This window comes from Nocardia sp. NPDC051787 (genome assembly GCF_040681325.1).
Classification (GTDB): Bacteria; Actinomycetota; Actinomycetes; order Mycobacteriales; family Mycobacteriaceae; genus Nocardia.
Genome location: NZ_JBFAYO010000045.1, coordinates 21625 through 45062, shown reverse-complemented (window position 1 = coordinate 45062; position 23438 = coordinate 21625). Strand labels below are relative to the sequence as shown.

The window sequence follows — 23438 nt, the reverse complement described above, 5'->3', positions numbered from 1 at the left end:
CGGCCGGGTGGAGGAAAACGGTGACGGACAGAGTGGGGGAATTCCGTGACGGAACTACCCCTCACCTGGAGGAATTACTTGACGGCTGACATCAACGACTCCGGAATCGGTATCGTCTTGCGGCCCGGCCAAACATCCGCGCAATGCCGTGCCCAACTCGCCGACCCGCGCAGGATGCTTCGCTGAGCAAGAGGACTTTGTGCTGGAGATCGCTGCCTGGCTGCGAGCCAAAATCACGCCGATCAAGACGCCGAAGGTCAACGGTTATTACATGAAGCACGTGGTGGAGAGGGCGATCGGCAGATACGTGTCCAATGGACAGCTCATCCCCGCGGCACTCATCGCTGGCTACCCCCACCGGTACGGCACAGACAGTCCGAGTCTCGTGCTCGCAATGAGCGCGCGGGCCATCAAGCGGATCACCATCATAGGGGGCGACCACAGACACGCCTACGCGGTGAGCGGCACCCATCCACCTGCTATCTGTCCGCTGCGACGGCGTCGGCGAAGTCTCCGACGACGTTGTCGAGAGCAGGGTGGAAAGACGTGCTCACAGCAACGACAGTTCCTCCGAGTTTATCGGATATAGGCGGCGAGCTCGGGGTCTTATTCACCGGTCCAGCCCGTACCGAGGTCGCCTAGAAGAACCTACCCACGCTGCGAAGGGGGTGCCGTCACTCTGCGACCAATCCGGGAACAACCACTCGATCCACATCGAATCGAACAGCAAACCGCAGGGCCCCAACCAAATCCAGGGGATTGTGGTCCGGGCCCGACGCCTCCTAATCGATGTCGCCGGTCATCGAGGTGGCGCAATCGTGGGCCAACACCCCGCCGCTGTCGCGGGCCCCGCGCCGGAAGTCTCGGAACCTCAGCGGCGCGCTCGTCGCAACGGTGGATTCCACAGTAATCTACGCTGGCGGTGGTTCCTCACTGGGTGGTTTATTGTCACGCTCCGAACAAACCACGTCTATCGGCGCCAGGCGGAAGCACCATAACTGCTGTTGGTGCGCTCAATCCGGTCTCGGCCCGCCCACCGGTACTGCACGCAGCGCACCGGTGCCACTCTCCGGAAATCATAATCTGAGCACCAAACCCGGGGCGATTCATCTTCGGCGTTGGCTGGACTGGCTTTCTTCCCACGGAGTCAAGGATCTGGCCGAGGTCGACCAACACCACTGCGATGCCTTCCTGCAGTGGTCTCATCACGTCCGCGACCACGACGGCAATGTGGTTCGCTCCACCTCGCCACGGTATCGGCACAACATCCTGACCCCCGTCAAAGAGCTCGCCGCCTACACCGAGCTGTTCACCACAGGCGGCTACCGCCCGGGTTTCCAGCCATGGCCCCGCCGCGCGATACACCAAGTCGTGGGCCGCACGCATCGTGGTGAGAACAGCACACCACCGGTGCGGCAGGAAGTGTTGCAGCCACTGCTGGCTGCTGCGTTCTACGTCACCGAAGAACTGGCCCCGCATGTCCTCGCCCTGCGCGACACCGAACGACGGCGCGAAATCGAGTGGGAGCATCGTTTCGAGGAACATCACGGTGCAGACGGACAATGGTCGGCGGTGTCCGAGCTTGTGAGTCGATATATGTCTGCAGGTGAACCGCTTCCGCAAACCTCCGACGAGCAGGTCCGCAAGCGCATAGCCCGTGGCTGGGATCGCAATGACCCGTTGCTGCTGGTGAGCACCAAACGATTGGCATTGGAGGCAGGCATCCGCCACCCCTTGGGACTCAAAATCCCGGCCGATCGCCGCACCGAACTCATCGCAGCGGTTCAGCAGGTCGGAGTACAACACCCCACTGCGCGCCACGCCGCTCACGTGCCTCGCGCCGACGGGAATTCATCGGTGCCGTGGACATTGCCGCTGCCGGGCCACACCCGTGTGTCTTCGCTGGTGGAACGTTTACGGACCGCGTGCCTGGTGGTGGTAGCCAGTGTGACGGGGATGCGGATGAGCGAGATCGTCGAACTGCCCTTCGACTGCCGGCTCCCCCCGACCCGCGTCGCCGAAGACTTGGTGCGCTACCGCATCAAGAGCAAACGCATCAAAGGCCAACCCCACGGCGGCACCTGGGACGAATGGGTGGTCGTCGAACAAGTCCACCATGCGCTGGGACTGTTACGGCAAGCGCGGACCACCGGAACGGGCACACACCTGCTCGATCAGGGCAAGATCGATTTCGGGCAACGGCTCACCCTGTTCCGCGACTGGGTAAACAGCGACGACGGCCGACGACTCCACTTGTCTCCGATTCCCGCGGATCCGGTGAACCTGAAGATGCTGCGCCGAACCCTGGCGCTGGAGCTCGCGCGCCGACCCGGCGGATTGCTTGCGGCGAAGGTGCACCTCAAACACATCTCTGTCGCCACCACCGAGGGGCACGCCCTGGCGGTTCCCAGGCCCATTTTCTCGCCGAGATCGCCCAAGAGGAACAACAACGCAACCTCGAACTCACGATGCAAGCATTCACCGACTACCGCAACGGCATTCGTCCGTCTGGACCCGGCGGCATGATCTGACGGCGTTCTTCGAATCCGTCGACCGACAGCTCGGTGACCACCCGGCCGGCGCGGCGGCGATCAAGCGAACCGATCGCGAGCTACTGGTCCTTCTCGGCAAGCGCGCCAACACCTTACATCTCGGTGTCGCGAACTACTGTTGGTTCGCCGACCCTGCCAAAGCTCTCTGCCTGAAGCTGGCCGGAACCCCCACCGCGGACAAGCCGCTGGCTGGGATGTGCGACTCAGCGCGCTGTCCGCAAGCCACACACCACTCATGCCACCGACCGGTCTGGCAGAACGCCGCCGACAATGCGCGAGTATTCCTTGGCAACCTCAGCCGACGCCAAACCACCGAGCGAACACGGCTGCAGACGCAACTGGCCCGTGCCGAGCGGGTCTTGGCAGACATCGACGCCGCGACCGAACAGGAACCCACCGCGTGAGGATCAGCCCCGAACGGCGACAGCAGACCGAGGACCGCATCCGGGCGGCGATGGACCGGCTCCTGCGTGGCGAGCTTCCACCCGAGGGCAAATGCGATATCAAAACCCTCGCCCACGAAGCCGCCGTCACCCGCGCCGCGCTCTACAGCACCTATCTACATCTCAAAGACGAGTTTGAACAGCGCCGCGACAAGCTCCGGCAATCCGGTGTGATCACCGACCCCCGAGAAGCACAGATCACCGGGCTGAAGCAGACCGTCGACAAGCTCCGGGCCCGGAACACCGTGCAGCAGAACCGGATCACGGAGTTGACGCAGTTCCGCACCACCGCATTGTCGCAGCTGGCCGCCCAACACGAGGAGATTCTTCGACTCCGCGCCGCGATGCTCCGCCAGGGCAACGTCCGTGCGCTCCCACGACGCAACAGCTGATGCGCGATGTGAGCGCGCCGATGCTCATACGCTGTTGTGGAGCTGGGCCGCCAAGCGGCGGGCATCCCGGCCGACACCGCGTAGCGAGGGCTGATGACAGGCTGCGCTGCCATTCGAGACCGACATATCCCAGGCCGCGGTGGGTCGTGGACAGCCCTCGGTTGTGATGGGGACGACCGTCTGCGGTGAGTGCGCCGATGTTATTGAGATAGGCGAGGTTTGGGTGGTATCCGGTCGCGAGAACGACCGTGTCCGCTTCTGCGACGTTGCCGTCGGCCCAGACCGCTGCACCGGCTTCGAGGGTGGTGAACATTGGGCGGTGCTCGGGTTTGTTCGCAGCCATGGCTGATCGGTAGATTCCGGTGTCGAACACGGGTGGGGTCGGGCGCCGTCGCAGTAGGTGCCCGATGGGCAGGGTGTCGATTCCTGTGATGGCGAACCAGAAGTGCACATCGCGGCCCAGAGGTCGCTGGGGCACGAATCGCACCGGCGTGCGGCTGGCCAAGGTGACAGTGGCGTGTCCGGCAAGTTCGGTGGCGATCTGGACTGCGGAGTTGCCCGCGCCGACCACGATGATTCGCTGGCCGGCGTATTCGGTGGGTGATCGGTAGCGGTTGGCGTGGACGATGTTTCCGGTGAAGCGGTCTTGCCCTGGCAGCGCAGGGATGTTGGGTGATCCGAATCCGCCGGTGGCGGCGATGAGCCGGGGTGCGGTGATGGTGGTACCGGTGTGGGTGTGCGCGGCGAAGGAGTGTCCGTCGTGGGTGACGGTGTCGACTCGTTGGTTGGTGTGGATGTGGGCGTCGAGGGTTTTCGCGTAGTGGCGCAGGTAGTCGATGACTTCGTCGCGGTGCGGGTAGTGGTCGGGGTTGCCGGGGAAAGGGAGTCCTGGCAGCGCACTGTGTTTGGCGGGTGAGAACAGGGTGAGGCTGTCGTAGTAGTGCGGCCAGGACCCGACGGGTTCGGGTCCTGATTCCAGCAGAGCGACGGTGAGGCCAAGCGTTTGCGGAGATGGTGGGTGGCGGCTAGACCTGATTGGCCGCCACCGATGACGAGGGCGTCGTAGTCGGTGGTCACTTGTCGTGTCCTCGGGAGGTCAGATTGATCGGGAATCGCGGGGTACGGAGGTGAGCGCGACCATCGCGGCCACGATGGCGATGGCAGCAAGAACGAGGTAGGTGTTGGCGTAGCTGCCGGTCCAGCTGGTGAGTGCGGTCCCCGCCTACGGCGCCAACGCCATCACGATGACCACCGGGGCCGACATGAGTCCGCTGAGACGGCCGTAATGGGTTGCGCCCCAGCGGTCGGTGATCGCGGTGGCCTGGATGAGCGTCATGATCCCCCGCACGAGCCCGGCATCGATCGAGACGCCGATCAGGACCATTGCGGTGGCGCCGAGTCCGAGTAGTGCTGTCGCGGCGGCTGTGGCGGTGAAGGCTGCGACAATGCGGGTGCGTGGCGTCGTGGCGGCGGCGAGTGGGAGGTAGCCGATGCGGCCGAGAACTTGTCCCGCGCCGCCGAGGCCGAGGGTGAGCGCGGCCAGCGATGGGGAGAATCCGCGTTCGATCAGCAGGGGCACCATGTTGAATACGCCAGCGAAGGCGGTGAATGCACCTAGGCTCAACGCGATCACCAAGGCCAGGAAGGCGGGGCTGCGGGCGATGGCGCTGTGGTCGGCGTGAAAACTGTTCGCCGGTGGGGGTGGTTGCGGCCAGGGGCCGTCCAGCCCGATCCAGTGGGCTGGAATCGTCACCACGGCCAGAAGCGCGGTGAGGACGAGATAGGTTGCGCGCCAATCAGTATGCTGCACGATGGCCGCGGTGAGTGGGGCGAAGACGGTGCTGGCGAGTCCCGCAGCGAGGGTGAGGATCATCAACGCTTTCACGTGCCCGTCGCCGTACCAGCGGGTCAGGGCAGCGAAGGCCAGCGGGTAGCGCACCGCTCCCATCGCGATCCCGGCGGCGATCCATCCCGCGAAGAACAACACCAGGTTCGGTGCGGTCGCCACCATGATGAGCGAGGAAATGGCGAGTATCGATCCGGTGGTCATGATGGCGCGGGGACCGATCCGGTCGATGATGCGCCCGACCGGGATTCCGGTGAGCGCGGCAGCGAGTTGGCTCAGGGAGAAGGCGGCGGTGATGGTTGGCGCCGACCACCCGGTGTCCTCGGTGATGGAGACCGATAGGACGGGGAAGGCGTAGTAGAGGATGCCCCAGCTGGTGATCTCGGTCAGGCACAAGATCGTCAGCACCCTGCGCAGGCCGGTAGCGGTGAGGCCCCCGGCCCGCGGAGCGGCAACAGTGATGTCGGGCAAGGGGTTACGCTCGCGCGGGTGCGGCCGTGCCGAGGGTGATCAGTTCCGGTTGCGGTGCCCTGCCGCCTCCCCCGCCGTTGTCCGCGGTGCCGGTGGCGGCGGCGGGGTCGTCGAAGACACCGGCGCCGCCGCAGACACCGGTGTCGGGCAGGGTGAGCTCGACGCGGGTGGCCGATTCGTGGTCCCCGGCGAGGGCGGCGGCGATGGAGCGGACCTGTTCGTAGCCGGTCATGGCCAGGAAGGTCGGGGCGCGGCCGTAGCTTTTCATCCCGGCCAGGAACACGTTCGGTTCGGGGTGTGCGAGTTCGGTGACGCCGTGGGGGTAGACGGTGCCGCAGGAGTGCGCGTTCGGATCGATCAGCGGTGCCAGCTGCGTCGGGGCTTGCAGGACCGGATCCAGGCCGAGGCGGACCTCCGACAGCCACGACAACTCCGGGCGGAACCCCGTCAACACCACCACCCGATCCACGTCCTCGACCCGGCGACCGGCATCCGACACCAGCCTGTGCCGACCGTTGCCGGTGGGTTCGATTGCGGCGGTACGGAATCCGGTCACGACTGTGAGCAGACCGGCGTCGAGCGCGTGCTTGGCGCGCTGCCCGAGTGCGCCGCGCGCGGGCAACTGATCGGCCTCGCCGCCACCGAAGGTGGAGCCAACCTCCCCGCGGCGCAGCACCCAGGTCAACCGGGTGCCCGGCTCGTTCTTCGCGACCTCGGCCAGCGCGATGATCGCGGTCAACGCCGAATGCCCACTCCCGGCGATCACAGTGTGCTTGCCCGCGTATCGGGCGCGGACGGTGTCGTCGTCGAGGTCGGGCACCCGGTAGTCGATCACCGCGGCGGCAGTGGTTTCGCCCAGCGCGGGCAACCCTTCGCCGCCGAGCGGGTTGGGCGCGCCCCAGGTGCCGGAGGCGTCGATCACCGCACGTGCCAGGACCCGGTCTTCGCTGCCGTCGCCGTAGCGCAGGTGCACCGAGAGGGGTTCGCTGTCGCGTCCGGCGTTCACGACCCGGTCGCGGCCGCGGCGGGCCACGCCCACGACCTCGGTGTCGAGGACGACCACGTCCTCGCCGAGCGCTTTCGCCAGCGGCACCAGGTAGTCGTCGACCCAGTCCTGACCGGTCGGGTAGGTGTTCTGCGCCGGGGCGGCCCAGCCGCTGGGCTCGAGCAGGCGGCGGGCGGCCGGGGCGATGAGTTCGGCCCAGCGGGAGAACAGCCGCACATGATTCCACTCGCCCACGGCCGCACCAGCGGTGGCGCCGCGTTCGAACACCAGCGGATTCAGTCCTCGTTCACGCAGTTCAGCGGCGGCGGCCAGGCCGATCGGCCCGGCTCCGACCACCACCACGGGGAGCTCGTTCACCATGAGACATCCTTTCATCGACGGTCATCGATTAAGTTGGTGATGAACTCTATCGACGTCTGTCGATGAATGCAACCATCGATGACTGTCGATATAGTGGTGGTTATGACTTCGTTGGATATGCCGGTCGTGCGCACAACCGGTGCGGGCCGGGTGGACGCGCTGACGGTGGGTGATGCGACCACCTACGCGCAGTGGTTCGCCTGCCTGGCCGATCCGACGCGGGTGCGGCTGCTGCATCAGGTCGCCGCCCGCCCGGCCGGGATCACCGTCGGTGAACTCGCCGAAGCGCTGGGGATCGGGCAGCCCACGGTGTCGCATCACGTGCGCAAACTCGCCGATGTCGGGTTCGTCAGCGTCCACAAGGACCGCACCTCCACCGTCGTGGTGATCAACCCCGCCTGCTGCACCGGCCTGCCCCACGCCGCCGACGCGGTCATGGGCGTGTTGACCCTGCGGCCCTGCTGCCCGACGGATCTGCCGGCCGACGTCACCGTCCGGCAGATGCGCGCGAACGATTGGGAGGCGGTGCGCCGCATCTACGGCGAGGGCATCGCCACCCGCACCGCCACCACCGAGGTCCCCAGCCGAGAAGCCCTCGAAGCGCGATGGCTGCCCCAGCATCGATGGGTGGCCGAGATCGACGGCGAGGTCGTCGGCTGGGCCGCACTCAGCCTGGTCTCCTCCCATGAGGGCTACCAGGGGGTGGCCGAGAGCTCGGTGTATGTCGCCGAGCAAATGCGCGGGCGCGGCGTCGGGAAAGCGCTGCTGCACCGCCAGGTCATCGCCGCCGACGAAGCCGGGCTGTGGACGCTGCAGACCTCGATCTTCCCGGACAACCGCGCCGGGATCGCCGTGCACCACTCCGCGGGCTACCGCACCGTCGGGGTACGCGAACGCATCGCCCAACTCGACGGAAAGTGGCGCGACAGCGTGTTCCTCGAACGCCGCAGCCCGGTGGTTTGAGCCGGCGCTCACCGCATGCCGGTGAGGGTGAGTTGGCGCCGGTGGTGGTCGTAATGGCGGCCGGGATAGGCGTAGATGTCGGCGAGGGTCATGCAATCGGCGAAATAGGGATCCCACCGGGTCGGGTAGTGCATACCGCGCTGGAATTCGGTCTCTCGTTCGTGTGCCAGCGAGCGTTGTAGCGAGCCGATCACCCGGTCGAGTTTCGCTCCCATCCGGTGGCGGTTGTAGACACGAGCCGCCCAGCACGAGCCGTAGTAGTTGATCACATCGAACGGCGCTGTCGCGGCGTCGAGTACTGCGGCGAATCCGCGTCCGACGCCGTCGGGCAGCCGCCCCATCACGTGCAGAACGATCAGCAGCCGACGCACCACCATGTACCCGAACAGCATGTGGAACAGCAGTTGCTCGTTGCTCCAGCGGGTCCCCGCCGACGCCTTGCCCCAGTCGTCCTCGCCCGCCGCTCTCAGCAGAGCGTGGAAGTCGGCGCGCGCTCGCTCCAGGTCGGCGGCGAGCACGCTTCGATCCGTCACCGGCATGGCGCCTCGATTCAATGGCCGAAAAGATCTGCGGCTCCGTGGCAGTCTTCATCGTCCACCCGACTGTTCGGGCTTCACAACCGCCACCTGACAGGTGATCGCTCCAGAGGTGGCCCAGAGTTCGTTCGATCTCGGGGTTGCCTCCGGTGCCTGGATATCGGTTCACCCGCCCGGGTGCGTCCTTTCCTGTTGTTCTCCGTCTGTCCTGGTACCCATCCCCACTGATCCAGGAGTCATCATGACCAACCCGAATGAATTCGAGTCCACGGCGGCACATCGGACCGACGCATCGCCGCAGCCTGCGGCGCGCTCCTGTTGCAGCACCGAAGAGCAGACCTCGTGCTGCGACCAGAGCGACAAGGCGACGTGCTGCGCTCCGGCGGCCACAGCTGGCGGCGGCTGCGGCTGCCAATAGCCCTCACCCAGCATGGTGCGGTGCGAGCCTCGAACGGCTCGCACCGCACCTTTGTCTTATCGTGGCGATCCTGCTGATGACGGGCGGGCGTTCCCGAACTGGTGTGCCGGTCTACTGGTCGCGTGGTGTGGCACCACAGCCGCAGCCTGTGTCGCTGCTGGCTGCGCCGCCGCAGGCTCCGTCGCGGGGTTGGTAGTCGTGCACGTGGCCGGTGCGGTCCTGGCTGATCTGACAGCAGGCGTGCAATTTGGCCTTCAGAGCGGCGCGGCCGCGTTGCACGCGAGATTTCATCCCCGACACCGAAATACCCGCCGCACTGGCAGCAGCGGTGTGCGTGCGGGCGTCGAAGTCGACCATCCTCACCGCCGCGGCCTGCTCGGCGGGCAGCCCGGAGAGCATCGGCCCCAGGCACGAGGCGAGTTCTTTCTCCGCAGCCTCGCCGGTGTCGGGCTCAGCTTCGGTGGTGGATGGGTTGTCGGGGACGGCGTCGACGGGTAGTTCGCGGCGATGGGGCGCGGACCGGTAGTAGTCGGTGATCGCATTGCGGGTGATGGCATACATCCAGCCCAGCAGCCGGTCCTGATCGCGCAGTTTGTCCAGGCTTTGGGCCATGCGCAGGAACACGATGGACAAGATGTCGTCGGCGTCTTCCTGGCGCGAGACCCGGCGGGCGATGAAGGCCCGCAGGTCGTCCGAAAAGCGGCGCCAGAGCTGGTCGAGATCAGCGTGGTCCGCTCGTGGTGTGGTCTCGGTGGTGGCCGTTGTCTCGCTCATGATCGAGGTTCCTCTCCCCCTCCAGCATCCTCGCCCACCCCTGTGGTTGGCGAGCCTTGGTGCGCGGTGCCCGATATCGACGACGGTCGCAGTGATCGGACGCATCCTGCGTCCGAATCCGGGGTGTCACGTCTGTATGGGTGTCGATGTCGATGTCGGGTTTTCCGATTCGACGAACCCCACAAAGCGCCGTGAGGAGGTGAGGGCGATGCTGACCACACATCTGTTGTCGGATCTGGCCGAAGAAGAGGTCGATCTGATCGTGGCGGAGGAACTGCATCTGCTCGACGCCACCGCATGAGCGCCGTCGACGCCCGCACAGGGCGTATCCGCTGACAAAGCACTCCCAGCGCCTCTATCCCCTCGGGGTAGAGGCCATCGGGGTGTCCAGCCCCGGAACATCAACGCACCCGCAAATCCCGCCCCGCCCTTCCCTTTCCAAAGGGACAAGGACGGGCGGGTGCGTCGTCGTTCAGCGGACGCGCGCCGGTCGAACCCGGCGGGCCAGGAAGGGGACAGCGGTGACCGCGGCCCACAGGCCGATCGCCGCGAGCAAGGCGGTGGCGGTGTCGGCGGCGGTGGCGGTGGCGGTGCCGAGCACGTGCCCGCGCAGGGCGTCGGTGGCGTGTGCGACCGGATTCATCGTGGCCATGGCCTGCATCCAGCCGGGCATGGTCTGGATCGGTGCGAACGCACTCGAGACGAACATCAGCGGCATCATCACCATCATTCCGGCGAACTGGACCACGTCCGGGCGGCGTAGCCGGTCGCCGATCAGCCCGAACAGGGCGCTCATCGCCCCCGCCAGCACCACCAGCACCACGACCGCGGCGACAGCATCGACGGCGGTGCCGTGGAACTCGAAACCCAATGCCACGGCTGCGATCCCGAGCAGCGCGGCTCGGGCGAGGGTGAAGACGGCCTCGTTGATAGTGCGAGCCACCCCGGGCAACGTCGCCCGCATCGGCAGGGCCGCGAAGCGGTCATGTAGGCCGTTGGTGTGATCGATCGCGGCCGAGACTCCGGCGTTGGTACCGGCCATCACTGTCGAGACGGCGAGCATGGCCGGGGTGAGGAAGTCGATGTAGCTGACCCCGGCCGGGAAGCCGGGTCCGGCGGCGACGCTGCGGAACACCTGGCTGAACAATACGAGCATCGCCATCGGCATGGTCAGCGAGAACATCAGCAGTTGCGGGACGCGGGCGCTGGTGCGCAGGTTCCGGACGGTCAGGGCGGCGAGCTGGTCTCCGATCGGGGAACGCCCGATCGTGGTCGTGGTGGTGGTCATCGGTGGGCTCCGGTGGTGTGGGCGAGGTGGGTGAAGACGTCATCGAGACTCGGGGAGGTCACATCCAGGTCGTTGACTTCGACACCGCCGCGGTGCAACTCGGCGACCAGTGCGGTCGCGGTGGGGGCGTCATCGACCGTGACCGACACCCGCACCCGGGTGCCGTCGACCTGGTCGGTGTCCGGGGTGAACGGCAGATCCGCGATCTGGTGGATGGGGACGGTGGCGTGCAGGACCTTGCCGCCGACGATCCGTTTCAGCTCGGCGGGGGTGCCGCGGGCAGCGACCCGGCCGCGGCTCAGGACCACGATGTGGTCGGCGAGCCGGTCGGCTTCCTCGAGATACTGGGTCGTGAGCACGACGGTGGTGCCCGCGGTGGTGAGCTCGTCGACGACATCCCACAGCCCGGCGCGGGCCAGGGGGTCCAGACCGGTGGTCGGCTCGTCGAGGAACAGCACCGACGGGTCGGCGACGAGGCTGGCGGCCAGATCGACGCGGCGGCGGGAACCGCCGGACAGTTCCCCGACCCGCCGAGTCGCGTACTCACCCAGCCCGAGCCGGTCGATCAGCGCGTCGGCACGTGTGCGGGCGGTACGGCGCAGACCAGCCAGTCGGCCGATCAGCTCCAAATTCTCCCGGGCCGTGAGGAATTCGTCGAGTCCGGCGTATTGACCGGTCACCCCGATCCGGCGGCGAACCTCGGTGGCGTCGGCGACCACGTCGAGGCCGGCGATCTGCACGCGGCCGACGGTGGGCCGCACCAGAGTGGTGAGTGCGCGGATCAGGGTGGTCTTGCCGGCACCGTTGTGCCCGAGCACCCCGAGCGTCGTCCCAGCAGCAGCTTCCAGATCGACACCGTCGAGCGCCCAGATTCTGCCGTACGCGACGCGCAGATCCTCGACCACGACGGCCGCGGCGGTCATCGCACACCCCCGATGCGGTGGACGTAGTTGGACAGGTGAATGGTCATCACAGTTCCTCTCAGAAGAAGATGTGCTCGCACCCGGGACGGATGGGAGTTCCGCTTCCTCAGACGAACCAGCCGCGAGTTGGACGCACCGATGCTGCTGACGGCCGGTGTTCAGATGAGTGGCACCCGCGTAGTCCTGCCACCGCGCCATGGCCGCGCGGGCAGGTCGGACCACACATCGCAGTCAGCAAATACAGACCGGTCGCTACCGTGAAGTTCAAGCGGTGACCTCGTCGGGATCGGAGCGGGTCCACCTGGGCATGTTCACCAGTTGTTTGCTTGCCACATGGTTCGATAGCCGTCAATATCGACTCATGTCTAAATCGCAGCTCGCGATGACGCCGGTGCAGGAGTGCACGGCGTCCCTTGTGGTGCGTCGGCCGTTATCGGCCGAGGCCGCCGTCTCGCTGGCGGGGGTGTTCAAGGCGCTGTCGGAGCCGGTTCGGCTGCGGGTGCTGAGCGCGGTCGCCAGCCGTGCGAATCACGAGGCGTGTGTGTGCGATCTGTCCGAGGGTATCGATGTGACCCAGCCGACGATCTCGCATCACCTGAAGGTGTTGCGTGAGGCGGGTTTGCTCAGCAGTGAACGTCGCGCGTCGTGGGTGTACTACCGGGTGGAGCCCGCTGTTTTGCAGCAACTGTCGGCGTTCCTGGCCGACACGACGCCGGTCGGTGATCGGTGAACGGGATGGCGCGACGGCTGGTCGCGGAGTTCGTGGGCAGCGCGTTGCTGGTCGCGGTGGTCGTCGGTTCCGGGATCGCCGCCGAACAGCTCTCCCCCGGTAACACGGGTTTGCAACTGTTGGAGAACTCGACCGCGACGGTGTTCGGTCTCGGCGTCCTGATCCTGGTGTTCGGGCCGGTATCGGGCGCGCACTTCAATCCAGTTGTCTCTGTCGCGGATTGGCTGCTCGGACGCCGCCGCGGTACCGGGCTCGGTGGCGTCGAGGTCCTCGGCTATGTGGCCGCACAGATCGCCGGGTGCTCGGCCGGGGCGGTGCTGGCCAATGTCATGTTCGAGGTAGGCGCGTTCCAGGTCTCCACCCATGACCGCGTCAGCGATGGCCATCTGGTCGGTGAAGTAGTGGCCACGGCGGGTTTGGTGGCGGTGATCTTCGCGCTGGCACGCACGGGCCGGGCAGCGATGTCGGCGGCAGCGGTGGGCGCCTACATCGGCGCGGCGTACTGGTTCACCAGTTCGACCTCCTTCGCCAACCCCGCGGTCACGGTGGGCCGGATGTTCTCCGACACCTTCGCCGGCATCGCACCTGGCTCGGCGCCGGCCTTCATCGCCGCTCAGATCGGTGGTGCGGCGCTGGGGCTGGCGTTGATCGTCTGGTTGTATCCCGGCAGCGCCGCCACCGCGGACAACGTCGTTGTTCCGCACGAGACCACCGAGCCCGAAAAGCTTTCTCGAGTCTGAAAGGACCATTCTCAGATGGCATCCAAGCCCAGTGTGTTGTTCGTTTGCGTCCACAACGCTGGACGCTCGCAGATGGCCGCCGGTTTTCTGGCGCATCTGGCCGGTGAGGCGATCGAGGTTCGCTCGGCGGGCAGCGCTCCGGCCGAGTCGCTGAATCCTGCCGCCGTCGCCGCGATGAAGGAACTCGGGATCGACATCACCGCCCAGTTCCCGAAGATCCTCACCTATGACGCGGTGGAGACCTCTGATGTGGTCATCACCATGGGCTGCGGTGACACCTGCCCGGTTCTGCCCGGAGTGAGCTACCGCGACTGGCAACTCGAGGACCCGGCAGGCAAGGGTGTCGACGCGGTGCGCCCGATTCGCGATGAGATCCGCTCACGCGTCGAGGACCTCATCGCCGAACTGCTGCCCACCCACGTCTGATCCCCGGGAGTCATCGTGCCAATCGTCGAGATCTTCGAACCCGCGCTGTGCTGCAACACCGGTGTGTGTGGCCCCGACGTCGACCAAGCCTTGGTGGAATTCTCCGCCGACATGGACTGGGTCCGGCGCCAAGGCGCGGCGGTGACTCGCTACAACCTCGCCGGTGACCCGATGGCGTTCGCCGCCAGCGACATCGCGCGCAAGTTCCTGGAGGTGGCCGGATCCAAAGGACTTCCGCTCGTGGTGGTGGACGGAGTCACCGCCTTGACCGGCCGTTACCCGACCCGTACCCAACTCTCAGACTGGGCCGGGCTGGCTGCTGCGAACACCGAGACCGCCATCGCCCCGGCAGGTGTCCAGATGCTGGGGTTGTCCGAGGCCGAGGGCTGTCAACCCGGCAGCGGCTGTTGCTGACCGCCGTGTCGACACCCGAATTCCTCACCGATGCACCCCGGTTTCTCCTGTTCACCGGCAAGGGCGGGGTCGGGAAGACCTCGGTGGCGTGCGCATCCGCGGTAGCACTCGCCCGCCAGGGTCGCGAGGTGCTGCTGGTCAGTACCGACCCCGCCGCGAACCTCGGACACGTCTTCGGATGCGAGGTCGGGGCGAGGGTGACCACGCTGGAATCGGTGCCCGGGCTGTCGCTGCTCGAGATCGACCCCGCGCAAACCGCCGCCGCCTACCGCGAGCGCATCATCGGGCCGGTCCGTAACCTGCTGCCCGCCAAAGAAATCGAAACCATCACCGAGCAGCTGTCGGGGTCGTGCACCACCGAGATCGCCTCGTTCAACGAGTTCACAAGCCTGCTCAGTGGCGAGGGCACCGGTTTCGATCATGTCGTGTTCGACACCGCTCCCACCGGCCACACCATCCGGCTGCTGCGGCTGCCCGGCGCGTGGACGCAGTTCCTCGACACGGGCAAGGGCGATGCCTCCTGCCTGGGTCCGCTGTCGGGCTTGGACCGCCACCGCACGGACTACGCGAGCGCGGTGGCGGCGCTGCAAGACCCGGCCCGCAGCCGCCTGGTTTTGGTGGCTCGTGCTCAGACCTCGACGCTGACCGAACTCGACCGCACCGCGACCGAACTGGCCGCCACCGGCATCACCGGCCGCTATCTGGTCCTCAACGCCCTGCTGCCCGACACCGGCGGTGATGACCCACTGGCCGCTGCGCTCCACGCTCGCGAGCAAGCCGCGATCGCGGCTATGCCTGCGACGCTGGCCGAATTGCCGTGTGACCGTGTCGAACTCGCCCCCACCGATATCGTCGGTCTCGACGCGCTCGAGGTCTTCTTCACCGACCATCACGCACGGATGCCCGCACTCGATGTCGCGCCGCCCGCTGTTGCCGACGCACCGTTGGCCGGGCTGGTCGAGGAGATCGAGGCCGACGGGCACGGGTTGATCCTGTGCATGGGCAAGGGCGGTGTCGGTAAGACCACCATCGCCGCCGCGCTCGCGGTCGCGCTGGCTTTCCGTGGTCAGGATGTGCATCTGACCACCACCGATCCCGCTGCTCACCTGCACACTGCTCTACCCGAGACAGTCGCGAATCTGGTGGTCTCGCGCATCGACCCGGCCGAGGCTACCGAAACCTACCGGCGACGTGTATTGGCTACCAAGGGCGCGAACCTCGACGCACAAGGCCGCGCGGCGCTGGTCGAGGATCTACGTTCTCCCTGTATCGAAGAAGTCGCGGTGTTCCAAGCCTTTTCCCGCATCGTGCACGAGTCTCGACGTCGATTCGTCATCGTCGATACCGCACCCACCGGACATACGCTGCTGCTGCTGGACGCGACAGGCTCCTACCATCGTGAAGTAGCCCGGCAGATGGGCGAGCACCAAGCTTTCACCACGCCGTTGATGCGGTTGCAGGATCCCGCCCAGACCAAAGTCGTGCTCGTCACCCTGGCCGAGACAACTCCGGTCCTCGAAGCGGCCCAACTCCAGGAAGACCTGCAACGCGCCGGTATCAGCCCGTGGGCGTGGGTGATCAACAACTGTGTCGGCGCGGCAGGTCCGACCACGCCGTTGCTGCGGCACCGCGCACACGGTGAGAGCAACGAGATCCACACCGTCGCCACCCGATACGCTGCCCGCCTGGCCGTTGTCGGTGCCCGAACCCAGGACCCGACCGGGGTCGCAGCGTTGACCGAACTCGTCGAGTCCAGCGGGGTCACCACCCCGGTGTAGGTCGGGGTTCGCGACCTACACCCACGGGCCAGCGGTCAGACCGTCAAGAATTGGCGAAACGCTGAGCCGGTGCTCGCGGACCGACGCTCGGGTGGCCACTTGCACCGCGTCCCACGCGGATCCCATGGGGGATCGAGTTCGCGGGCGCGCAAGGCAGCGCTGATACCAGCTTCGCTGCCGCCGCTCGCAATGACCTGCCGAACGGACACAGGGGTTCCCCTCCTGAGGCGGGGACGTGGTCGCCGTGGCCGGAAAGCTCAGGCGAGAGTGGTGATGTCGAGTTCAGCGAGCAGGCGTCGGACACGTTCCTCGATCTCGTCGCGGATCGGTCGTACCGAGGCGAGGTCCTGTCCGGACGGGTCTTCCAGGACCCATTCCTCATAGCGGCGGCCCGGATACACCGGGCACGCGTCGCCGCAGCCCATCGTGATGATCACGTCGGCAGCCTGCACAATCTCCTCGGTCCACGGTTTGGGAAACTCGCCCGTGATATCGATGCCCACTTCGGTCATCGCCGCTACCGCGGCCGGATTGATCTCTGCACCGGGTTCCGAACCGCCCGACCAGGCCACCGCCCGATCCCCCGCGAGGTGGGTGAAGAACCCCAGTGCCATTTGCGAGCGTCCCGCGTTGTGCGTGCACAGGAACAGCACCGTCGGCTTGCCGTCGACGATCTTGCCCTCCACGCGTGCCAGCGCGCGCAGGCGTTGGCGCGCGAACCGTTCAGCGAGCAGCGGTAGGTAGTTCACCACCGTCGCGCGCCCGGCGAATTGATCGTAGGAGGAGTGCAGGAACCGTTCGATGGTTTCCACTCCGAAGGTGCCGGCGAACTCGGTCCGCAATCGCGTGGCGGCAGTCTTGAGTGCCAGCTTCTGATCTATGGACAAGTCTTCGCGCACGTAGTTGGCGTGAGCGACAGGGCTATCGGGCATCACGAACTCCAAACATCAACGGTGCCCGATGGTTTCGGGCACAAGATTCAGGGGACAGTGGGATCGGCAGCAGGAGTGACGGTGACCGCGATACGGTCGACGCGGCGGCGGATCTGATCGAGGGCCCGGTCGAATGCGGCGTCGGTACCGGCGGGCACAGGGTCCAGGATCGACCAGTGCAGCCGGGCGAGTTCGGCGGGTAGTTCCTCGTGTGCGTTGTTGCAGACCGCGATCACCAGGTCCCCCGGCTGCACCAACCCGTCGACCGCACGCGGAGACTGGGCGCGCAGCGGAATCCGATGACGCCGCGCCGCGGCTACCGCCCCCGGATGCACCCGCTCGGCAGGATGTGTACCGGCCGAGGTGGCCGGAACCTCGCTGCACTGCGCCCACGCGGCCACCGCCAACTGCGAGCGCGCGGTATTGCGGCTACAGACAAACACCACCCGCCGCGCCGCGATCACGCTGCGCGGCAGCAGATTCGCTCCGAAGTCGGCCACCAGCCGCAGATAGCTGCGGCGGCGATCGCCTTCGGACCGCTCCTTGCGCACCAATCCCGCGCGTTCGAGGACCTGCACGTGGTGGGCCAGCAGGTTCGTCGAGATCGCTAATCGCGCACACAACTCCGAGGACGCCATGTCACCGGTGGCCAGCGCATCCACGATCAGTACCCGTGTGACGTCGGAGAGCGCGGCGTGCACCTCGGCACGCCGCTCCACCGACCACAATCCCTCAGTATCCATTGACTCAATAATCACTGATCTAATATCGTGGGTCAAGCGCGCAGGGGTGCTCCGACAGATCCGGCTCGGGCTCGAGCCACCACATCGGCATCACCCCGAGCGCGCGTGTTCTGCGGAGTGCTGCAGCGAGATCCGCAGGGCCTCAACGTGAATGGATGCCCACGGATTCGGAAAAGGATCGGTGGTCGTCTCTCACCGTCGCTGCGACCACCGCGGTTTCGCACCCGAATTTCTTCGACCCGAGTCCCCACACACGATGTCCGACCAGTCGCGGCTGCACAGGGGACCGACCAGGAAAGCACCCTCGACATGAGTTTCCGCCAGGCCAAACGCCTGCATGCTCTCACGCTCGGCATCATCACCGTTGCGGCCCTGACCGCGTGCGCAGGCGGTGATCGGGAATCGGATGCCACGCTGTCGGGGCCGGTCGTGATCGACGGATCGAGCACGGTCCAACCGCTATCGCTGGCGGCGGCCAAGCTGTTCATGGCCGAGCACCCTGAGGTCCAGGTCAGCATCGCAGCGTCGGGCACCGGGGGTGGGTTCAAGAAGTTCTGCGCCGGGGAGATCGATATCTCCGACACCTCGCGCCCGATGAGCGGCGCTGAATCCAAACAATGCGGGGAACACGGCGTGATATTCAGCGCGCTGCAGGTGGCCAACGACGCACTCACGGTCGTGGTCAACAAGGACATCACCTGGGCCAAATGCCTGACCGTCGAGCAACTGAAGAAGACGTGGGAGCCGGGCTCGACGGTCAAGAACTGGAACGAGATCGACCCGTCCTTCCCCAACGAGCCATTGAGTCTGTACGGCGCCGGGTCGGAATCGGGAACTTTCGACTACTTCACCCAGGTGATTAACGGCACCGAAGGTGCCAGCCGCCCCGACAACCGCCCCAGCGAGGACGACAACATCACCGTCGCGGGCGTCGCCAGCGCGAAGGGAGCCCTGGGATATTTCGGCTTCTCCTACTTCGAGGAGAACACCGACAAACTGCGCGCGGTCGAGATCAACAGCGGCAAAGGATGCATCGCGCCGTCGGTGCCGACCGCTCAGGACGGCAGCTACAAGCCCTTGGCCCGTCCGCTGTTCATTCACCTCACCGACACGGCGCTCAAGAAGCCACAGGTGGAGAAGTTCGCCGAGTTCTACATCAAAAACAACGCCAAGATCGTCGACTCGGCCGGGTTCATACCGATGACCAGCCCGCAGATCTCCCAAGCCCGCGCGGAACTGGCCGACATCATGGAGACCGCCGGACAATGACCGCCCACGCAGTCCCGGCCCCGACGCCCGGTGGCGAGCGCGACGTTGCGACCGTGGTCGCCCGATCCGCGTCGCGCCGTACCGATGGCCTCACCGACCCGGAGCGCTCTCAAGGGCGGCAACGACTTCGAACGAAAAGGAACCCTCTAGCCGTGAGTCCCACACCAGCAGTGCTGTTCGTCTGCGTCAAGAACGGCGGCAAATCCCAGATGGCCGCCGGATTGATGCGCAAGGCAGCAGGCAACCGGGTCGATGTGTACTCCGCAGGAACCAAACCCGGTGCCGGACTCAACGAATTATCGGTGCAGTCGTTGCGTGAAGTCGGAGTCGATCTGAGCCAGGAAAGACCCAAGCCGATCGACCCACGGCTACTGCGTGCGGTCGACCTGGTCGTCACCCTCGGCCGCGACGCCCACGTCGAACCTGTCGCGGGTGTGCGAATCGTCAACTGGGACACCGACGAACCCTCCGAACGCGGCATCGACGGCATCGAACGCATGCGCCTGGTCCGCGACGACATCGCCGCCCGTGTCAACACTCTGCTCACCGAACTCACCTCCCCCACCTAATCTTTCCGCTCACCACTCCGGACGGGGCCGCTGTTGCGCGGCCTCGCCGACGGTGATCAGAATCATCAGCGCTAGGCGTCGATGCGCACATCCTCTGCATCGGGCACGAGCGCGACCAGAGCAGGCTGCGACACCGATCACGACAACGGCGAAGCCGAGTGGTTCCAGCCATGCCAGGCTCACCAGAATTGTCCCGCCGCCAAAGACTCCGACGGCGATGGAGATCGGAGCCGGGCGCAGGGTCGCGCCGAGCCCGGTCGGCGCCCACCAACAGCGAGCCTGTTTTTATTCACGACCCACATCAACCACCACCCGCGGCCTTCCGCGCGGCCCTGCGCGGTGCTGCCCGTGCCAGTGCAGTTGTTCGGGGTTGTCGGTGTCGTGAATGTCGTCCCAAGTCCATTGGTCTTCGGTGAATCGCAGGAGCAGGCTGGGGAATTGGCCGTTGTAGGTGGTGGTCGGCACCACACGCCCGGTGCCAACTCGATTTCGCCCCGCCCGATCGGCACGGTGTAGTCGACCTTGCCGCCGGGCGGCGCGTCCAAGGGGGCCGCGCGAGCAGCCTGCGGCGGCCGTGCCCGCACTGCTCACCGGGCCAGAGCACTCCATTGGAGAAAATCATGCCGATCGACAGGCGCGCTGATTCGCCTTCTTCGCAACGCGCGACAGATCGAATTGCATTGTCTTTCTTGGCGATATGGCATCGGATCTCCACATTCGATGCCGATCGGCTGGTGAGTCTACGGTTGTCCGGTTGCGGGTTGGAACAGTTCGACGAAGTTGCCCGCGGGGTCCTCGAGCAGGATCTGTTGTCCGCCTGGTCCGCTGACGATGTCATTGCGGAAGGTCAGGCCCGCGGCGCGGAGGCGGTCGACCTCGGCGGCGATGTCCTCGACGATGAGGTGGATGCGGTTCCAGCCGCCGGGGATCGGCGTGGTTCCATCGGACATGGGGCGGGCGCCGGAGCTGGTGGGACCGGACAGCAGCACCCGCAACGGTCCGCGCACGACGTCGGCGAATGCGGGTGCAGCGTTGTGGCCGAGGGTGAATCCGAGGTGGGTGGTGTAGAAGTCGATGGCGGCGGTGACGTCGTCGACGATGTAGCGGACGTTGGCGAGTTCAGTTGTTGCGCTGGCCATGAGTGGTCACTCCTCGGCGTCGGTGTTTTTCGCCAGGACGGGCAGTAGGAACTGGATGCGAGTGTCCAATTCCGCTGCGATACGGTGGAATTCCGGATACGTGGCTCGATCGGTGTCGGCAATGGTGGCCGGGTCGGGCAGGCTCCAGTGCATGGTCGCGGTGGTGCCGCGGCTGGGTTCGAGCTCGCGGATCTTGTCGCACAACGTGACCACGTACGCGAACCGGCGGTCCGCCACCGCGGTCAAGGGTTTCGGTCGCCGATTCCCGAGATCGATGCCGAAGTCCGCACGCATGACCCGCACGGCGTTGGGGTGCAAGAACTGTTTGGGGTGGCTGCCCGCGCTTGCCACCTTGATGCGACGGCCGCCACGTTGGTGCAGCAGCGCCTCGGCCATCGGGGAGCGTGCGCTGTTTCCGGTGCACAAGAACAGCACCGAAGTTCCCCCAGACCGTGCCGGGTTTGCGGCCATAGGTGAAAGCGCGGGATGCAATGCGGTCGCGGCGTCGCCGAACGCGGCCGCACAGCGGGTCAGGTTCAGGTGGTAGTAGCTGTCGCGGCCATCGGAGCTGCTGCGGCGGGACTCGACCAGCCCGGCCGAGCGCAGCAGCCCCAGATGATAGGAGACCAGGTTCTGCGGTTCATCCACGGCGGCAACCAGCTCACGGACCCGGCGGTCACTCACCGCCAGCTCTGCCAGCAACGCCCACCGCAGCGGGTGCGCCGCCATCCGCATCAAGAGCGGAACCGGACCTCGATCAGTCGTTCCCACAACGCTACAATACATCAAAATGATTTGATGGGTTTACCTGCCCGATGGTCCGCGGTACATCTGCGGTGTTCTTATATCGGAACTCGTGAGGAGGAAACCTGGTGTCCGATAACAGCGCTACCGTCATGCCAGTTCCGGGTGAGCTCCGCAGACGCCTCGGCGTGACCGATGCGGTGATCATCGGGCTCGGCGCGATGATCGGTGCGGGCATCTTCGCCGCGCTCGCACCGGCTGCCCGCGCGGCGGGGTCGGGGTTGCTGCTCGGGTTGACGATCGCGGCCGTGGTCGCCTACTGCAACGCGACCTCCTCGGCGCGGCTGGCAGCACGGTATCCGGCGTCGGGCGGGACGTATGTGTACGGGCGCGAGCGTCTCGGCGAATTCTGGGGGTATATCGCGGGCTGGAGTTTCGTGGTCGGCAAGACAGCCTCGTGCGCGGCGATGGCGTTGACGGTCGGCGCCTATGTCTGGCCCGAGTATGCGCACACCGTGGCGGTCGCGGCCGTGGTGGTGTTGACGCTGGTGAACTATGTGGGTGTGCAGAAATCGGCGTGGCTGACCCGAGCGATCGTCACGGTCGTGCTGACCGTGCTGACCGCGATTGTCGTGGCGACATTCACCTCCGGCACCACCGACATCGCCCCGCTCGAACTCGGCTCGGATATCACGATCACCGGCGTCCTACAGGCGGCCGGTCTGCTGTTCTTCGCGTTCGCCGGATACGCGCGGATCGCCACACTCGGTGAAGAGGTGCGCGATCCAGCGCGCACGATCACGAGGGCGATCCCGCTCGCACTCGGCATCACCCTCGTCGTCTACGTGGTGGTCGCGGTCGCGGCGCTGACCGAGTTGAGCCCACAGCGACTGGCCGACGCCTCGGCACCGTTGTCCGAAGTGGTAGGTGCCGCGGGCGTCAGCTGGCTACAGCCGGTGGTGCGGGCGGGTGCCGCGCTCGCCGCGCTGGGTTCGCTGTTGGCGTTGATTCTGGGGGTTTCGCGCACGACGCTGGCGATGGCCCGGGACCGGCATCTGCCCCACATCTTGGCGGCGGTGCATCCACGCTTCGCCGTCCCGCATCGCGCCGAGGTCGCTGTCGGCGTGACCGTCGCGATGCTCGCAGCGCTGGCGGATGTGCGTGCGGCGATCGGGTTCTCATCCTTCGGTGTCCTGCTGTACTACGCTGTCGCCAATGCCTCGGCCTGGACACTCACGGTCGACGAGAAGCGTCCGGCGCGTGTCATCGTGGCGCTCGGGCTGGTCGGCTGCCTGGTCCTGGCATTCACCCTGCCGCTGTCGTCAGTACTGCCCGGGGTCGCCGTGCTGAGCATCGGTGTCGTGATCTACGCGGCGCGGCGCCGGTTCGCCTCCACCGAAACCCGCAACCGATCGACCGAATCCTTGTAGATCCTCAGCCGATCGGAAAGGCATTTCCGTGTCCGAGAACCACAAATGGCAAGCGCGACTCACCACGACATCCGCGCCCGCATCGACAATCCTGATCCGCTTCTTCGTGGGTGTGGTGTTCCTGTCCGAAGGGGTCCAGAAGTTCCTCTATCCCGACACCCTCGGCACCGGCCGCTTCGACAAAGCAGGCATCCCCGCACCCGGATTCTTCGCACCGCTGGACGGAATCTTCGAAATCGGTTGTGGCACCCTCATCCTCGCCGGACTCCTAACCCGGCTCGCGACCATTCCGATGATCATCGACATGATCGGCGCGCTGTTGCTCACCAAACTGCCTATCCTGTGGGGCAGCGCCCCACTCTTCGCCAAAGACTCCGGCTGGTGGGACTTCCTCCATGAATCCCGCACCGACCTCGCCCAACTCTGCGGCAGTCTGTTCCTGCTCATCGTCGGCGCGGGTGCCTACTCACTCGACGCCCGATTCTCACGCCCGCCCGTATCCGCCGTCGATACGCCACCACGCTGACCGGTTCGCCCCCGGTACCCGCACCC

The 23438-nt window shown here is 66.2% G+C and carries 21 protein-coding genes and 2 pseudogenes; 12 read left to right on the top strand and 11 right to left on the bottom strand.

Annotated features, from left to right (window positions below; all coding sequences use genetic code 11):
- Nucleotides 1–789: 789 nt before the first annotated feature.
- Both AB0M45_RS31430 and AB0M45_RS31425 read left to right on the top strand, forming a co-directional pair.
- Nucleotides 790–2526, top strand: a complete 1737-nt coding sequence (locus AB0M45_RS31430) for a hypothetical protein (protein ID WP_364336644.1) — start codon at nt 790–792, stop codon at nt 2524–2526.
- 426 nt (nt 2527–2952) lie between these two features.
- A complete protein-coding gene (locus tag AB0M45_RS31425) occupies nt 2953–3387 on the top strand; it encodes a hypothetical protein (protein ID WP_364336642.1) in 435 nt (144 codons plus the stop codon).
- Between the two features lie 547 nt (nt 3388–3934).
- Here the strand turns inward: AB0M45_RS31425 and AB0M45_RS31420 are convergent.
- The 3 genes and pseudogenes from AB0M45_RS31420 to AB0M45_RS31410 all read right to left on the bottom strand — a co-directional run.
- Nucleotides 3935–4366, bottom strand: a pseudogene (locus tag AB0M45_RS31420) (NAD(P)-binding domain-containing protein); the annotation flags it as partial.
- A 117-nt stretch (nt 4367–4483) separates the two neighbouring features.
- Nucleotides 4484–5695, bottom strand: a pseudogene (locus AB0M45_RS31415) (MFS transporter).
- Between the two features lie 13 nt (nt 5696–5708).
- Nucleotides 5709–7070 (bottom strand): FAD-dependent oxidoreductase, encoded by a 1362-nt coding sequence (locus AB0M45_RS31410; protein WP_364336640.1) that lies wholly within the window; start codon nt 7068–7070, stop codon nt 5709–5711.
- A gap of 102 nt (nt 7071–7172) precedes the next feature.
- Here AB0M45_RS31410 and AB0M45_RS31405 point away from each other — a divergent pair, with 102 nt between their 5' ends.
- Entirely contained in the window at nt 7173–8033 is an 861-nt protein-coding gene (locus AB0M45_RS31405; RefSeq protein WP_364336638.1) for a metalloregulator ArsR/SmtB family transcription factor, read from the top strand.
- Between the two features lie 8 nt (nt 8034–8041).
- Here the strand turns inward: AB0M45_RS31405 and AB0M45_RS31400 are convergent, their stop codons facing one another.
- The 4 genes from AB0M45_RS31400 to AB0M45_RS31385 all read right to left on the bottom strand — a co-directional run bounded on the left by AB0M45_RS31400 (nt 8042) and on the right by AB0M45_RS31385 (nt 11972).
- Complete coding sequence (locus AB0M45_RS31400; RefSeq protein WP_364336636.1) at nt 8042–8566, bottom strand: DinB family protein; 525 nt, start codon at nt 8564–8566, stop codon at nt 8042–8044.
- 532 nt (nt 8567–9098) lie between these two features.
- Nucleotides 9099–9761: a sigma-70 family RNA polymerase sigma factor gene (locus AB0M45_RS31395; protein WP_364336634.1), complete on the bottom strand. Its 663-nt coding sequence runs from the start codon at nt 9759–9761 to the stop codon at nt 9099–9101.
- 472 nt (nt 9762–10233) lie between these two features.
- Nucleotides 10234–11049, bottom strand: coding sequence for an ABC transporter permease (locus AB0M45_RS31390; RefSeq protein ID WP_364336632.1), 816 nt, complete (start codon nt 11047–11049; stop codon nt 10234–10236).
- Entirely contained in the window at nt 11046–11972 is a 927-nt protein-coding gene (locus AB0M45_RS31385; protein ID WP_364336630.1) for an ATP-binding cassette domain-containing protein, read from the bottom strand. Before AB0M45_RS31385 ends, AB0M45_RS31390 begins: the two co-directional genes overlap by 4 nt.
- Nucleotides 11973–12333: 361 nt before the next feature.
- Here AB0M45_RS31385 and AB0M45_RS31380 point away from each other — a divergent pair, with 361 nt between their 5' ends.
- From AB0M45_RS31380 to arsA, 5 genes are read left to right on the top strand one after another with little or no spacing between them, the layout of a single operon-like run.
- Nucleotides 12334–12702: a metalloregulator ArsR/SmtB family transcription factor gene (locus AB0M45_RS31380; protein WP_364336628.1), complete on the top strand. Its 369-nt coding sequence runs from the start codon at nt 12334–12336 to the stop codon at nt 12700–12702.
- Nucleotides 12703–12707: 5 nt separating this feature from the next.
- Nucleotides 12708–13442: an MIP/aquaporin family protein gene (locus tag AB0M45_RS31375; RefSeq protein ID WP_364336626.1), complete on the top strand. Its 735-nt coding sequence runs from the start codon at nt 12708–12710 to the stop codon at nt 13440–13442.
- A gap of 15 nt (nt 13443–13457) precedes the next feature.
- The gene (locus AB0M45_RS31370) at nt 13458–13868 is read left to right on the top strand and encodes an arsenate reductase ArsC (RefSeq protein ID WP_364336624.1); all 411 of its coding nucleotides are present in this window, start codon (nt 13458–13460) and stop codon (nt 13866–13868) included.
- Nucleotides 13869–13883: 15 nt separating this feature from the next.
- Complete coding sequence (arsD, locus tag AB0M45_RS31365) at nt 13884–14282, top strand: arsenite efflux transporter metallochaperone ArsD (protein WP_364336622.1); 399 nt, start codon at nt 13884–13886, stop codon at nt 14280–14282.
- Between the two features lie 5 nt (nt 14283–14287).
- Nucleotides 14288–16060: an arsenical pump-driving ATPase gene (gene arsA, locus AB0M45_RS31360; RefSeq protein ID WP_364336620.1), complete on the top strand. Its 1773-nt coding sequence runs from the start codon at nt 14288–14290 to the stop codon at nt 16058–16060.
- Nucleotides 16061–16317: 257 nt separating this feature from the next.
- On the opposite strand, the gene AB0M45_RS31355 is transcribed toward arsA, so the two are convergent.
- Nucleotides 16318–16992, bottom strand: a complete 675-nt coding sequence (locus AB0M45_RS31355) for an arsenate reductase ArsC (RefSeq protein WP_364336618.1) — start codon at nt 16990–16992, stop codon at nt 16318–16320.
- A gap of 47 nt (nt 16993–17039) precedes the next feature.
- On the bottom strand, nt 17040–17735 hold the full coding sequence (locus tag AB0M45_RS31350; RefSeq protein ID WP_364336616.1) for an ArsR family transcriptional regulator: 696 nt from the start codon (nt 17733–17735) through the stop codon (nt 17040–17042).
- A 309-nt stretch (nt 17736–18044) separates the two neighbouring features.
- Here AB0M45_RS31350 and AB0M45_RS31345 point away from each other — a divergent pair, with 309 nt between their 5' ends.
- Both AB0M45_RS31345 and AB0M45_RS31340 read left to right on the top strand, forming a co-directional pair.
- A complete protein-coding gene (locus tag AB0M45_RS31345) occupies nt 18045–19004 on the top strand; it encodes a PstS family phosphate ABC transporter substrate-binding protein (RefSeq protein ID WP_364336614.1) in 960 nt (319 codons plus the stop codon).
- Between the two features lie 209 nt (nt 19005–19213).
- Entirely contained in the window at nt 19214–19573 is a 360-nt protein-coding gene (locus AB0M45_RS31340; protein ID WP_364336648.1) for a low molecular weight phosphatase family protein, read from the top strand.
- A 740-nt stretch (nt 19574–20313) separates the two neighbouring features.
- Here AB0M45_RS31340 and AB0M45_RS31335 read toward each other — a convergent pair.
- Entirely contained in the window at nt 20314–20712 is a 399-nt protein-coding gene (locus tag AB0M45_RS31335; protein WP_364336612.1) for a VOC family protein, read from the bottom strand.
- A 6-nt stretch (nt 20713–20718) separates the two neighbouring features.
- The gene (locus tag AB0M45_RS31330) at nt 20719–21483 is read right to left on the bottom strand and encodes an ArsR family transcriptional regulator (protein ID WP_364336610.1); all 765 of its coding nucleotides are present in this window, start codon (nt 21481–21483) and stop codon (nt 20719–20721) included.
- Between the two features lie 125 nt (nt 21484–21608).
- Here AB0M45_RS31330 and AB0M45_RS31325 point away from each other — a divergent pair, with 125 nt between their 5' ends.
- Together AB0M45_RS31325 and AB0M45_RS31320 are read left to right on the top strand one after the other, a co-directional pair.
- The gene (locus AB0M45_RS31325) at nt 21609–22886 is read left to right on the top strand and encodes an APC family permease (RefSeq protein ID WP_364336646.1); all 1278 of its coding nucleotides are present in this window, start codon (nt 21609–21611) and stop codon (nt 22884–22886) included.
- A gap of 28 nt (nt 22887–22914) precedes the next feature.
- Entirely contained in the window at nt 22915–23412 is a 498-nt protein-coding gene (locus AB0M45_RS31320; RefSeq protein WP_364336608.1) for a DoxX family protein, read from the top strand.
- Nucleotides 23413–23438: the final 26 nt, after the last annotated feature.